This window comes from Roseomonas sp. USHLN139 (genome assembly GCF_037145735.1).
In the GTDB taxonomy this organism is placed as follows: Bacteria; Pseudomonadota; Alphaproteobacteria; order Acetobacterales; family Acetobacteraceae; genus Pseudoroseomonas.
In genome coordinates, this window is sequence record NZ_JBBCWY010000001.1 from 1,280,605 (window position 1) to 1,293,045 (window position 12,441).

The following is a 12,441-nucleotide window of genomic DNA, read 5'->3' on the forward strand; positions in this document are numbered from 1 at the left end:
AAAAGGAAAAGAGTCCATGACTGTCACCCGCCGCAGCCTGGCTGCGCTGGGCGCCGCGAGCCTGTTCGCGCCGCGCATCGCTTCCGCCGCCGCCTGGCCCACCGAGCGTCCCATCGTCTGCTACGTGCCCTTCCCGCCGGGTGGCGGCGTCGACCAGATGGCGCGCGTCTTCCTGCCGCATGTGCAGCGCCATCTGCCCGGCGCCACCTTCATCGTCGAGAACCGCCCCGGCGCCGGCAGCCAGATCGGCATGGAGGCGACCTTCAACGCGCGGCCGGACGGCTATGTCATCGGCGCTGTCACCTCGCCGGCGATGATGACCATCCCCTATGAGCGGCAGGTGCGCTACCGCGTCGCCGACTTCTCCTACCTGGCCAATGTCGTCGACGATCCCGGCGGGCTCTGGGTCAAGACGGATTCGCCGATCAAGGACCTGAACGACCTGATCGCGCGTGCCAAGAAGGACCGCGGCGCGCTCAGCTTCGGTACCACCGGCATCGGCTCCGACGACCATCTGGTGATGCTGGAACTCGAGCAGGCCTTGCCGGGCGTCGAGTTCAGCCACGTGCCCTTCAACGGCGCGGCGCCGCTGCAGACGGCGGTGCTTGGCGGCCATATCGATGTCGGCTGCTTCAATGTCAGCGAGGGCAATCCCGGCTTCCGCGACGGCCGCTTCCGCTGCCTGGCGCAGGCCGGCGCCGCGCGCGACCCGGCGCTGCCGGAGATCGCGACCCTGACCGAGCAGGGGGTGAAGGTGGTGGCCGGCGCCCAGCGCGGCCTGGTGGCGCCGCCGGGCCTGCCGCCCGAGGTGTCGCAGCGTCTGGCCGAGGCCTGCAGCAAGGCGCTGGCCGATCCGCAGTTCCTGGCCGATGCGCAGCGCCTGGCGCTGCCGGTCAAGGGCGCGGTGGGCGACGAGTACCGCACCCAGGTGCTGAGCCTGGCCAACCGTCTGCAGGAGATGTGGGCCCGCAAGCCCTGGAAGGACCAGTAGTCTCCTCTGGTCGGGGCAGCGGCGATGCCGCTGCCCCGCGCAGGTCGCTCAGACCGCCTTGCGCAGGTTCGGCGAGGCCTTGAAGCGGACGGTCTTGCCGGCCTTGATCTTCACCGGCTCGCCGGTGCGCGGGTTCATGCCCTTGCGCGCCTTGGTCTTGCGCACAGTGAAGGTGCCGAAGCTCGGCAGGGTGAAGCCGCCCGACTTCTTCATTTCCTTGACGATGGCAGCGATCAGATCGCCGGCGGCGCGGTTGGCGGCAACGCCGGTGCAGCCCGTGGAATCCTGCAGGACCTGGGAGATGAAGGCTTTGGACATGCTGGTGTGACTTTCGTTCTGTCTGGCGTTGTGTCTGGCGTGTTGATTAATGTTTTTTTGTCGAAAAGCGGCAAGTAACGGTTGCGGTGCTTAGCAACCCTCTGCGCGCATTTCCAGAACCAGACTGCAACTTCGACGAGGCGAAAGCCGAAGTTTACGCAACGGGCCGGCGACCAGGGGCCGTCGGCCCGGGCAGGAACTCAGATGGCCTGGGCGAGGGGGTTCGCGGCCTTCCAGGCGCGCATCCGCTGCAGGGCTTCCACCAGCACCGCCTCGCGCTTGCAGAAGGCGAAGCGGACGAAATGCTTTGGCGCGTCATGGCCGGCATAGAAGGCCGAGACCGGGATGGCGGTGACCTTGGCGGTCTCGGTCAGGTGGCGGCAGAAGGCGACGTCGTCGCCGGCGAAGCCGAGCGGCGTGATGTCGCAGGTGATGAAATAGCTGCCCTGGGTCGGCAGCACGCCGAAGCCGAGCTCGGTCAGGCCGGCCGCCAGCAGGTCGCGCCGCGCCTGCAGCTCGGTCGACAGGCTGTCGAAATAGGCGTCGTCCTTGGCCAGGCCGACGGCCACCGCGCGCTGCAGGTTCGGCGCGGTGGTGAAGGTCAGCATCTGGTGCGCCTTGGCGACATTGGCCGCCAGGCTGCGGTCGGCGGTGATGTAGCCGACCTTCCAGCCGGTCAGGCTGAAGGTCTTGCCGGCCGAGCCGATGCGCATGCAGCGCTCGCGCATCCCCGGCAGCGTCATCAGCGGGATGTGCTTCCAGCCGTCGAAGGTCAGGTGCTCATAGACCTCGTCGCAGACAGCATAGGTGTCGTGGCGCTGGCAGAGCTCGGCGATATAGGCCAGCTCGGCGGCGGTGAAGACCTTGCCGGCCGGGTTCATCGGCGAGTTCAGCAGGATCGCCTTGGTCTTCGGCCCGAAGGCGGCGGCCAGCTCGGCGCGCGGCAGCTCCCATTTCGGCGGCGACAGCCGCACCACCCGCGGCACCGCGCCGAGCAGCTTCACCACCGGCAGGTAGGTGTCGTAGAGCGGCTCGATCAGCACCACCTCGTCGCCCGGATTGATCACCGCCATCAGCGAGGCGGCCAGCGCCTCGGTGGCGCCGGAGGTGACGATCACCTCGGCATTCGGATCGATCTCGAGGCCGTAGAAGCGCCGATTCGCCGCCGCCACCGCCTGGCGCAGCTCGGGCAGGCCGGTCAGCGGCGGATACTGGTTGCGGTTGTCCAGCAGCGCGTCGGCGGCGGCCCGCACCACATCCTCGGGCCCCTCGTAGTCCGGGAAGCCCTGGCCGAGATTGATGGCGCCGTGCTGCACGGCCAGCGCCGACATCACGGTGAAGACGGTGGTGCCGGTGGCGGAAAGCAGGTCGTTCTGCGGCTTCATGGGCGGATGTCTGTCCAGCACGGCCCCGGCGCGGGCGGCGCGCCCGGCGGGGAACAAGGCGGCCCGCTGCTTCAGGGGCACCGCCCCCCGCCCCGGCCCCGGGCGCGCGGCGATAATGTCGAGGCGGGGCAGGGGACGCAACCTCGATGCGTGCATGCCTGCCACTTCTGGAGGCAGCCTGCCTCAACTCCGGGCGGAGGCGGGGTTGGCGGGGCTTGCGGGGGTGGAAAAAGCCGCTGCCCGGCATTGCCGGGCGAGGCCATGGCATGCAACACAGCAGTCAAGCCGCGCAGGGCCTGGAGCCAGCCTCCGGACAGCGCGGAAGACCCGGGAGGAAGGAAGGACGGTGCCAGCCTCTCCGGGCTGTGCCGTGGACGGAGCCGATGAAAAAGATCGAGGCGATCATCAAGCCCTTCAAGCTCGACGAGGTGAAGGACGCGCTGCACGAGATCGGGCTGCAGGGCCTGACCGTGGTGGAGGCGAAGGGGTTCGGTCGCCAGAAGGGGCATACCGAGCTGTATCGCGGCGCCGAATATGTCGTCGACTTCCTGCCGAAGGTGAAGATCGAGGTGGTCTGCTCCGACGACCTGGCCGAGCGCGCCATCGAGGCGATCCAGGCCGCGGCCCGCACGGGCCGCATCGGCGACGGCAAGATCTTCGTCTCGGACGTGCAGGAAGTGATCCGCATCCGCACGGGCGAGCGCGGCGAGGACGCGGTCTGACCGCCAGGGCGCCGGCGGGCGGCCCGCGGCCCGGCAGGGTCTGACGGGCGGCCGGCGCGGCGCGCCATCCCGGCCAGGGCGGCAGCGCCGCCAGGGCCGGCCGATTTCGTGGCAGGACAGCGCCGATCACGGCCGCTCCTGCCCCGCGGACGGGGAAAGCCCCCGCACCGCGCGACTACCGAGAGTGTCTTAGGGAACAGGACCACACACGATGGCGAAGAAGCCCGCAGCCGCCGCAGCGCCCAGCGCTGTCTCCAAGGTCATGGACATGATCAAGGAGAACAGCGTCGAGTACGTGGACTTCCGTTTCACGGACCCGAAGGGCAAGTGGCACCACACTGCCCAGCACGTCTCCACCATGGAGGAGGAGATGTTCACGGACGGGATCATGTTCGACGGCTCCTCGATCGCCGGCTGGAAGGCGATCAACGAGTCCGACATGATCCTGATGCCGGATGCGGCCTCGGCCTGCATGGACCCGTTCTCGGCCAAGCCGCAGCTGATCCTGTTCTGCGACATCATCGAGCCCTCGACCGGCCAGTCCTATTCGCGTGACCCGCGCTCGACGGCGAAGAAGGCCGAGGCCTACCTGGCCTCGACCGGCATCGGCGACACGGCCTTCTTCGGTCCGGAAGCCGAGTTCTTCATCTTCGACAACGTCAAGTTCGGCACCGGTGGCAATTTCGGCCACTACTCCCTCGACAGCATCGAGGGCCCGGGCGCCAGCATGAAGGACTACCCGGAAGGCAACATGGGCCATCGCCCGGTCGTCAAGGGTGGCTACTTCCCGGTGAACCCGGTCGACAGCGAAGTCGACCTGCGCGCCGAGATGCTCTCGACCATGATCGAGATGGGCGTCGCCGGCGAGAAGCACCACCACGAGGTGGCGCAGTCGCAGCACGAGCTGGGCACCAAGTTCGGCCCGCTGGTGCAGCAGGCCGATCACATGCAGATCTACAAGTATGTGATCCATAACGTGGCGCATAGCTACGGCAAGTCGGCGACCTTCATGCCGAAGCCGATCTATGGCGACAACGGCTCGGGCATGCATGTCCACCAGTCGATCTGGAAGGCCGGCAAGCCGATCTTCGCGGGCAACGGCTATGCCGACCTGTCCGACTACGCGCTGTGGTACATCGGCGGCATCATCAAGCACGCGAAGGCGCTGAACGCCTTCACCAACCCGTCGACCAACTCCTACAAGCGCCTGATCCCGGGCTTCGAGGCCCCCGTGCTGCTGGCCTATTCGGCCCGCAACCGCTCGGCCTCCTGCCGCATCCCGTATGCGACCAACCCGAAGGCCAAGCGCGTCGAGGTCCGCTTCCCCGACCCGACCGCCAACCCTTACCTGGCCTTCGCCGCGATGCTGATGGCCGGCCTCGACGGCATCAAGAACAAGATCCACCCGGGCGATGCCATGGACAAGGATCTGTACGACCTGCCGCCGGAAGAGCTGAAGGGCATCCCGACGGTCTGCGGCTCGCTGCGCGAGGCGCTGGAGTCCCTGGCCGCCGACCACGAGTTCCTGCTCGCCGGCGACGTCTTCTCGAAGGACCAGATCGAGAGCTACATCGATCTGAAGTGGCAGGATGTGTACAAGTTCGAGCACACCCCGCACCCGGTCGAGTTCGAGATGTACTACTCGGTCTGATCGTTCCCACGATCAGCGCTGGAAGCCGGGGGAGAGCAATCTCCCCCGGTTTTTTGTGTCTGCGGCACAGGGCAGAGGCAGGTCGGGGGAATGAATTCCCCCAAGCCCCCATCTTTTTTCTGACTATCGGCCGTTCAATGACCAGAGCTTCGAGGGCGCCGTCGCAAGGGCATCATGGCGGGACGCCATCTGCATAAAAAAACAGCACGACCGCAAAGGTCGTGCTGTGAACTGGCCGTTTCACGTCCCGTCGCCACGTGGACATGGCAATCAGACAGAAAAAAAAGGGGTCCAGGGGAATTCATTCCCCTGGCCTTATCCCTGTCTAGGCTTCCGCCAGATGCTTCGCCCCGTGCTTCAGCGAATAGTCGCTGATGCGGATGCCGAGGCCCGGCATGTCCGGCACCACCACCTCGCCATTCACCTGGGGGATGCGTTCCTCGAGGACGTCCTCGGTCAGCACGTGGTGCGGCATGTAGAACTCGCAGCCCAGCGAGATGCCGGGGGTGGCCGCGATCAGCTGGGTGCCGGCGGCCAGCGCGATGCCGCCTTCCCACAGCGTGCCGCCATAGCCGGGCAGCCCCGCGGTGTCGGCGATGGCCATCAGCGCCTGCGCCTTCAGCAGGCCGCCCACCTTCATCAGCTTCACGCTGATGGCGTCGGCGGCCTGGCGGCGGATGATTTCCATCAGGTCGTTGGCGTCGAAGCAGCTCTCGTCGGCCAGCACCGGGGTGTCGAGCGCGGCGCAGAAGCCGGCCATGGCGTCGAGGTGCCGGCGCGGCACCGGCTGCTCGATGAAGGTCGGGCGGAAGCGATCGACATCGCGCAGCACGGTCATGGCGCGGAACGGCTCCAGCGCCTGGTTGTAGTCGAGCCGCAGGTCGATGCGGTCGCCGAAGGCGTCGCGCATGGCTTCCAGATGCGCCATGTCCTCGGCATGCGGCTTCACGCCGGTCTTCACCTTGAACAGGCGGTGGCCGTCGGCGACCATCGCATGCATCCGCGCCAGGTCGGCCTGGAAGTCGGGATCGGCAATGGAGAAGGAGAGGGGGATGGTGTCGCGCACTCGGCCGCCCAGCAGCTCCGACACGCCGAGCCCGGTCTGCCAGCCGAGAATGTCGAGCATCGCCATCTCGACCGCGACCTTGGATTCCGGGTGGCCGGTCAGCGCGCGATCCATCTTCGCCATCAGGCTGCGCAGCCGGCGCACCGGCGCGCCCACCACGATCGGGCGGAGATAGAGGTCGAGCGCCAGGAAGGCGGCTTCCGGCGTGCCGGTGAAGACCTCCCAGGGGGCAGCCTCGCCCCAGCCGACGGTGCCATCGCTGGCGGTCAGCTGCAGCAGCACGCGCCGCACGCTGCCCTTGACCGAGCCGACGCCCTGGGCGCGGGCCATCTTGATCGGGCTTTCCACCAGGAAGACCCGCATGCGCTCGATGATGGGACCGGCATTCATGGGCGATCAGGCCTCGCGCTGGCGGTGGAAATGGGAGAGGAAGGCCTGGGTCGCGGCCTCCCGCGGGGAATCGATCACCTGGCGGGCCGGACCATCCTCCAGGATGACGCCGTCGCGCAGGAAGACCACGCGGTCGGCGACCTCGCGGGCGAAGGCGATCTCGTGGGTGACGATGACCATGGTCATGCCCTCCGCCGCCAGTGCCTGCATGACGCCCAGCACCTCGCCGACCAGCTCGGGGTCGAGGGCGCTGGTCGCCTCGTCGAACAGCATCACCGCCGGCTCCATCGCCAACGCGCGAGCGATGGCGACGCGCTGCTTCTGGCCGCCGGAGAGGCGGGAGGGGTACTGCTCCGCCTTGTCGGACAGGCCGACCTTGGCCAGCAGGCTGAGCGCCAGCGTCTCGGCCGCCGGGCGGGCCATGCGGCGGACGGTCAGCGGGCCTTCCATGACATTGGCCAGCACCGTCATGTGCGGGAACAGGTTGAATTGCTGGAAGACCATGCCGGTCGCGGCACGGAATTTCGCCAGGGCCTGGGTGCCGGGCAGCTTCGCGCCGCTGCCGAAGGCGAAGCTGAGCTCGCCGACGCGGACGCGGCCGCCATCGGGGACCACCAGCAGGTTCAGGCAGCGCAGCAGGGTGGACTTGCCGGAGCCCGAGGGGCCGATCAGCGCCACCACCTCGCCGCGCGCGACTTTCAGCTCGACGCTGCGCAGCACGGTGTTGTCGCCGAAGGTCTTGCTGAGGGCCGCGACCTCGATCATGGGCTGTTCGCTCATCGCCATTCCCCTCAGTCGGCCCGCGCCAGGCGGCGCTCCAGCCGGTTGACCAGCAGCGTCAGCGGGAACAGCACGACGAAGTAGATCACGGCGACCACGGTGTAGATCTCGAGCGGGCGGTAGCTGTCATGCGCCGCCGCCTGGCCCTGGTAGAGCAGGTCGGGCACGGCGAGGACCGAGACCAGCGAGGTGTTCTTCAGCTGGATGATCGACTGGTTCATCAGCGGCGGCACCATCCGCTTCAGCGCCTGCGGCAGCACGATGCGGCGCATCGACTGGGCCGGCGTCATGCCCAGCGCCAGCGCCGCCTCGCTCTGCCCGGTCTCGATCGAGGCGATGCCGCCGCGCACGATCTCCGAATAGAAGGCGCCGCCATAGAGCGAGAGCGCCAGGATGCCGGCGGTCGTCGCCGTCATCTCGATGCCCGCCAGCATCGGCAGGGCGTAGTAGAACCAGACCAGCTGCACCAGCACGGGCGTGCAGCGGAACACCTCGACATAGGCCTGGCTGAGCCAGCGGATCGGCGCGAAGGACGACAGCCGCGCCAGGCCCGAGACCAGCCCGGCGAGCAGCCCGAGCACCACGATGGCCAGGGTGAAGGCCAGCGTCACGCCGAGCCCGTTCACGAAGAGCCAGCGATAGCTCCAGACAACAGCGAAATCCCATTGGTACATGCGTCGATCCCGGAAAGGCGCGCCGCCGGAGGCAGGCCCCCCGGCGGCGCGTGGTCGTCACGTCGGTCGGCTGAGGATCAGAGCGAGACGCCCGGCGGGAAATCGGCTTCGGAGATGCCGACCAGCTCCATGTTGGAGACGATGGCGCTGCGCACCGCGCCGAGTCCCTTGTTGAACTCGATCCAGGTGTTGACGTAGTCGCGCCAGGTCTTGTCGGCCTCGCGGCGGAAGCCGGCATTCGAGGTGGTGGCGAAGATCGGCGTCGGCACCGCGACGCCGCCGAGGTTGGGGATCTTCTTCGCCGCCGTCAGCGCCAGGATCAGCACCAGGCATTGCGCGTCGGCCCGGCCGGACTGCACCGCCATGGTCGCCTCGTCGGCGCTCTTGAAGCGGGAGACGCTGGCCTTCGGCAGCAGCCGCGTCACCACCTGGTCCTGCGAGGAGCCGGTGTCGACGGCGATCTTCACCTCGGGCTTGTTCAGCTCGTCCCAGGTCTTCGGCGAGAAGCCGCGCTTCACCAGGAAGGAGAAGGCATTGCTGAAGCAGGGCACGGAGAAGTCGACCACCAGGGCGCGCTTCGGCGTCGGGTTCAGGCCGAAGAAGATGTCGATCTTGTTCGACTGCAGGTCGAGGACGGCGTTGCCCCAGGTGGTCTCGGTCAGCTCGAGCTCGCACTCCAGCTCCTCGGCCAGCATCTTCAGCAGGTCGATGTAGAAGCCGCGCCACTGACCGCTGGCGAGATCCTTGTGGTAGTAGGGCGCGCCGCCCGGCACCGCGGCGCTGCGCAGCTTCTTGGTGCGGCGGATACGCTCGAAGGTCGATTCGCCCGGCGTGCCCTGCGCCACCGCCGGGGCCGCCGAGGCGGCGGCCATCGCCAGTGCCAGGCCGGCCGCGCTGCCCATCATGCGACGTGAAACCATGGTCGATCTCCATGTTGCGGCGGAACGGCCCGTATTCCCGGTGCGCGGCCCCTGCCGGTTATCGAAAAGCATCCCCGTGGCGGCGGCTTTCAATGACCTTCTTAGCGGCATGTGACCGCCTCGGGGAGGGCGCATCAGAAGCTGCACAATTGTTAAGGTCAGCAGCGGGCATGAAGAAAGGCCGGAGGAATGATTCCTCCGGCCCTGCCTGGCATTTCTGTCAGTTTGACGTCCGCGAGACGGTCAGTTGGCTTCCGCCAGCTCCAGCAGGGCGCGGCCATCGCGCCGGCCGCGCGCCACCTGGCTGCGGCCGCAATCCGGATCGCCGAGCACGGTCGAGCCGGGATTCACCACCTGCAGCTTGGCGTCGACGCGGCAGACCAGCTTCATCGAGGCAGCCCCACCGCCATTCCAGCGGCGCAGCGCATCCGACCAGTTGCCGGTGTTCTCGTAGTGCATGCGCAGGTAGCGGGCGGCCCAGTCGGCCGAACGCGCCGGGTCGAGCGGCCAGTCATTGCCGTTGCGGGCATGCACCCGGGCATTGACCTGCACGCAGCCAGCCATCACCGAGGCGCGTGCCGGCGCCTGCACCAGCAGGGCCCGCGCTTCCGACCGGCTTTCCGGGTAGTAGGCCCGGCCGCCGATATTCAGCGCATGCGCATGAAGACCTGATTCCGCCAGGGCGACAGCCACCAGCAGGCCTTCGGGCAGATCGTGCTTCACTTCCGCCGCCCGCACCGCCTCGAGACAGGCATTGCGCGGACCGGCCTCGGCCGGCTGGCTGAAAGCGAGGGGAGCAGCGAGCAAGGCGGCTCCCAGAAAGAACATCCCCAACCACCTTCTTGGTGGTGCCTTGCGGGGCCGATGCGTGGTGCCTCTTTGGCGAGGCTTGAAGGCGCTCCGTGCCGAATGGACCGGGAACGCCGCGGAGCGTGGATGGTGCGGGGGCACCATCCGGCGGATCGCGGACGTCATGCAACTGTCGCTACCACAGGCGGTTCCCGCTCCAAAGAAAAAACTTGTCGCGAGAAAAATTCCGTTCACCACATCAAGATATCAGCATGTCCTGATGAAACTTTCGGAGGACAGGCCGAAAATGGCGCCGTTTTCGCCTTTCAGGCGATTTCCCGTACCAACTTCGCGCGCAGCGCGCGGGAAAAATCGGCGCGCCCGTCGGCGGTGAGCACGAAGGCGCCCGGACCGCCGATCACCTCGGCCTGGTAGCTTTCCACCAGCCCGGGGCGGCCGCGCAGGATGGCCAGGGCATTGATGGTGATGCCGGCGGCCACCGCCTCGTCGCGGGCCAGCGGCGCCCGGCGCAGCCCGCGCATGTCCGGCCCGTCGCCGGAGACGTCGATCACCTGCCGCGTCGCCTCGAAGGGGCAGGCCTGCAGCAGGGCGCTGGCATGGTCGATGGCATCGCCGATGGCGTTCCAGCTCTGGGCCGAGCGCGGCGCCTCGCGGAACCGGGCGGCCAGCGCCGCGGCGCTGCCGGCATCCTGCACCGCCTGCCAGCCGACCACGGTCGCGGCGCCGCCGGGGGCGCCCCATTCGACCATGGCCAGGGCGATGCGGCCCAGCGCGCCGCCGCGGATCGCCGCCAGCACCGCCGGGTGGGTGATCGCCTCGGCGCAGCCCTCGCGCTGCAGGCGGAATTCCTCCTCGCCGATGCTGCCGGAGGCGTCGACCGCCAGCACCAGCGCGACATCGACGGCGGTCTCCGCGGCGGCAGCGGTGGACATCGCCAGGAAAGGCACGGCAAGCAGCGGGCGGCGGCGCATCCTGCGGTCTCCGCGGGGAAGGAGGGGCGGGGCAGGGGAAGCCTCGGCCGCCCTCCGGCCGCGGGTCAAGCGGAAGCCGTGGCCGCCGCCGCGGCGGGCAGGTTTGCCGCCAGCTTGGGCAAAGCGGGGCCGGCCGGGCACCGGGACCGGTCGCCAGGCTGCGAAGGCGGCTTGCGCGGAGACGGCCCGGCTTGCTCAACTGGGGCGGAGGCGCTGTCGCGCCCGCCCCTTGATGAGGACGCCGGAACCACGTGGCCGATCGCCCTGCCGCTGCCTTCGACGAGATGAACGCCGACGGCGTCATCCGTCCCCCCTATGCCGAGATGGCGCGTTTCCTGGACGCCACCGGCCAGGAAGCCCTCGACCAGAAGCGGCGGGAGGCCGAGGTGCTGTTCCGCCGCATCGGCGTCACCTTCGCCGTCTATACGGAGGGCGGCGACCCCGAGCGGCTGATCCCCTTCGACGTCATCCCGCGCATCCTGTCGCGCGCCGAATGGGACCGGCTGGGCCAGGGGCTGGAGCAGCGGGTGCGGGCGCTGAACGCCTTCCTGGCCGATGTCTATGGCCCGAAGGAGATCATCAAGGCCGGCCGCATCCCGGCCGAGCTGGTGCTGGAGAACGAGGGCTACCTGAAGCAGATGGAAGGCTTCACCCCGCCGGGTGGCGTCTATACCGTGATCAGCGGCATCGACCTGGTGCGCACCGGGCCGGACGAGTTCTACGTGCTCGAGGACAATTGCCGCACGCCCTCCGGCGTCAGCTACATGCTGGAGAACCGCGAGGCGATGCTGCGCCTCTTCCCCGAGCTGTTCACCCGGCACCGCATCGCCCCGGTCAGCCACTATCCGGAAGAATTGCTGGAGACGCTGAAGAGCCTGGCGCCGGCGAGCTGTCAGGGCGATCCCAAGGTCGTGGTGCTGACGCCGGGCCCCTACAACAGCGCCTATTACGAGCACTCCTTCCTGGCCGACGAGATGGGCGTCGAGCTGGTCGAGGGCGCTGACCTCTTCGTGCGCGACCTGCAGGTCTTCATGCGCACGACCGCCGGGCCGCAGAAGGTCGATGTCATCTACCGCCGCATCGACGACGACTATCTCGACCCCGAGGCCTTCCTGCCCGACAGCGCGCTCGGCGTGCCCGGGCTGATGGCGGCCTACAAGGCGGGCAATGTCGCGCTGGCCAATGCGCCCGGCGCCGGCATCGCCGACGACAAGGCGATCTACCCCTATGTCCCCGAGATGGTGCGCTTCTATCTCGGCGAGGAGCCGATCCTCTCCAACGTGCCGACCTTCATGTGCGAGCGCGAGGCCGACCGCGAGCACGTCCTGGCCAATCTCGACAAGCTGGTGGTGAAGCTGGCGCGCGGCTCCGGCGGCTATGGCATGCTGGTTGGCCCGCATGCCACCGAGGAGCAGCGCGCCGACTTCGCCGCCCGCATCCGCGCGAAGCCGGGCGACTACATCGCGCAGCCGACGCTGGCGCTCTCCACCGTGCCGACGCTGTGCGAGGAGGGCTTCGCGCCGCGCCATGTCGACCTCCGCCCTTTCGTGCTGTTCGGCCGGAGCGTGCGCATGGTGCCCGGCGGGCTGACCCGCGTCGCGCTGCGCCCCGGCTCGCTGGTGGTCAATTCCAGCCAGGGCGGCGGCACCAAGGACACCTGGGTCGTCGAGGATGTCCTGTCCGTCCAGACCCAGACGATGGGCGGCATGACGCAGTCGCAGACGCTCACCACCATCACCCCGCCCCCGGGAGAAAACTGAAAA

Annotated in this window: 12 protein-coding genes; 4 read left to right on the forward strand and 8 right to left on the reverse strand. The window is 68.4% G+C overall.

Going from position 1 to position 12,441, the window contains the following annotated elements; all coding sequences use genetic code 11:
- Window positions 1–16: 16 nt before the first annotated feature.
- A complete protein-coding gene (locus WFI16_RS05920; protein ID WP_419896864.1) occupies window positions 17–991 on the forward strand; it encodes a Bug family tripartite tricarboxylate transporter substrate binding protein in 975 nt (324 codons plus the stop codon).
- Between the two features lie 48 nt (window positions 992–1,039).
- Here WFI16_RS05920 and WFI16_RS05925 read toward each other — a convergent pair whose 3' ends face one another.
- Together WFI16_RS05925 and WFI16_RS05930 are read right to left on the reverse strand one after the other, a co-directional pair.
- Entirely contained in the window at window positions 1,040–1,309 is a 270-nt protein-coding gene (locus tag WFI16_RS05925) for an HU family DNA-binding protein (RefSeq protein WP_419896865.1), read from the reverse strand.
- Between the two features lie 200 nt (window positions 1,310–1,509).
- Window positions 1,510–2,694 carry an aminotransferase gene (locus WFI16_RS05930; RefSeq protein ID WP_419896866.1) on the reverse strand — a complete coding sequence of 395 codons (1,185 nt, stop codon included), beginning with the start codon at window positions 2,692–2,694 and terminating at the stop codon, window positions 1,510–1,512.
- A 383-nt stretch (window positions 2,695–3,077) separates the two neighbouring features.
- Here WFI16_RS05930 and WFI16_RS05935 point away from each other — a divergent pair, with 383 nt between their 5' ends.
- The gene (locus WFI16_RS05935) at window positions 3,078–3,416 is read left to right on the forward strand and encodes a P-II family nitrogen regulator (RefSeq protein ID WP_007002535.1); all 339 of its coding nucleotides are present in this window, start codon (window positions 3,078–3,080) and stop codon (window positions 3,414–3,416) included.
- 211 nt (window positions 3,417–3,627) lie between these two features.
- Entirely contained in the window at window positions 3,628–5,067 is a 1,440-nt protein-coding gene (gene glnA / locus WFI16_RS05940; RefSeq protein ID WP_419896867.1) for a type I glutamate--ammonia ligase, read from the forward strand.
- A 325-nt stretch (window positions 5,068–5,392) separates the two neighbouring features.
- On the opposite strand, the gene WFI16_RS05945 is transcribed toward glnA, so the two are convergent.
- The 6 genes from WFI16_RS05945 to WFI16_RS05970 form a co-directional block, all read right to left on the reverse strand.
- Window positions 5,393–6,523, reverse strand: a complete 1,131-nt coding sequence (locus WFI16_RS05945; protein ID WP_419896868.1) for an enolase C-terminal domain-like protein — start codon at window positions 6,521–6,523, stop codon at window positions 5,393–5,395.
- Window positions 6,524–6,529: 6 nt separating this feature from the next.
- Window positions 6,530–7,309, reverse strand: coding sequence for an amino acid ABC transporter ATP-binding protein (locus tag WFI16_RS05950; RefSeq protein WP_442970643.1), 780 nt, complete (start codon window positions 7,307–7,309; stop codon window positions 6,530–6,532).
- A 5-nt stretch (window positions 7,310–7,314) separates the two neighbouring features.
- A complete protein-coding gene (locus WFI16_RS05955; RefSeq protein ID WP_419896870.1) occupies window positions 7,315–7,977 on the reverse strand; it encodes an amino acid ABC transporter permease in 663 nt (220 codons plus the stop codon).
- 77 nt (window positions 7,978–8,054) lie between these two features.
- Window positions 8,055–8,897 carry a transporter substrate-binding domain-containing protein gene (locus WFI16_RS05960; RefSeq protein ID WP_419896871.1) on the reverse strand — a complete coding sequence of 281 codons (843 nt, stop codon included), beginning with the start codon at window positions 8,895–8,897 and terminating at the stop codon, window positions 8,055–8,057.
- Window positions 8,898–9,140: 243 nt separating this feature from the next.
- The gene (locus WFI16_RS05965) at window positions 9,141–9,704 is read right to left on the reverse strand and encodes a transglycosylase SLT domain-containing protein (RefSeq protein WP_419896872.1); all 564 of its coding nucleotides are present in this window, start codon (window positions 9,702–9,704) and stop codon (window positions 9,141–9,143) included.
- Between the two features lie 308 nt (window positions 9,705–10,012).
- On the reverse strand, window positions 10,013–10,678 hold the full coding sequence (locus WFI16_RS05970; protein ID WP_419896873.1) for a DUF1194 domain-containing protein: 666 nt from the start codon (window positions 10,676–10,678) through the stop codon (window positions 10,013–10,015).
- A gap of 251 nt (window positions 10,679–10,929) precedes the next feature.
- On the opposite strand from WFI16_RS05970, the gene WFI16_RS05975 reads away from it, so the two are divergent.
- Window positions 10,930–12,438, forward strand: coding sequence for a circularly permuted type 2 ATP-grasp protein (locus tag WFI16_RS05975; protein WP_442970644.1), 1,509 nt, complete (start codon window positions 10,930–10,932; stop codon window positions 12,436–12,438).
- Window positions 12,439–12,441 lie beyond the last annotated feature (3 nt).

Bases quoted from the DNA above. Each gene is read 5' to 3' on its own strand.
- WFI16_RS05945 (WP_419896868.1), bottom strand. From the start codon at position 6,523: ATGAATGCCGGTCCCATCATCGAGCGCATGCGGGTCTTCCTGGTGGAA.
- WFI16_RS05960 (WP_419896871.1), bottom strand. From the start codon at position 8,897: ATGGTTTCACGTCGCATGATGGGCAGCGCGGCCGGCCTGGCACTGGCG.
- WFI16_RS05920 (WP_419896864.1), top strand. From the start codon at position 17: ATGACTGTCACCCGCCGCAGCCTGGCTGCGCTGGGCGCCGCGAGCCTG.
- WFI16_RS05925 (WP_419896865.1), bottom strand. From the start codon at position 1,309: ATGTCCAAAGCCTTCATCTCCCAGGTCCTGCAGGATTCCACGGGCTGC.
- glnA (WP_419896867.1), top strand. From the start codon at position 3,628: ATGGCGAAGAAGCCCGCAGCCGCCGCAGCGCCCAGCGCTGTCTCCAAG.
- WFI16_RS05970 (WP_419896873.1), bottom strand. From the start codon at position 10,678: ATGCGCCGCCGCCCGCTGCTTGCCGTGCCTTTCCTGGCGATGTCCACC.
- WFI16_RS05955 (WP_419896870.1), bottom strand. From the start codon at position 7,977: ATGTACCAATGGGATTTCGCTGTTGTCTGGAGCTATCGCTGGCTCTTC.
- WFI16_RS05930 (WP_419896866.1), bottom strand. From the start codon at position 2,694: ATGAAGCCGCAGAACGACCTGCTTTCCGCCACCGGCACCACCGTCTTC.
- WFI16_RS05950 (WP_442970643.1), bottom strand. From the start codon at position 7,309: ATGGCGATGAGCGAACAGCCCATGATCGAGGTCGCGGCCCTCAGCAAG.
- WFI16_RS05935 (WP_007002535.1), top strand. From the start codon at position 3,078: ATGAAAAAGATCGAGGCGATCATCAAGCCCTTCAAGCTCGACGAGGTG.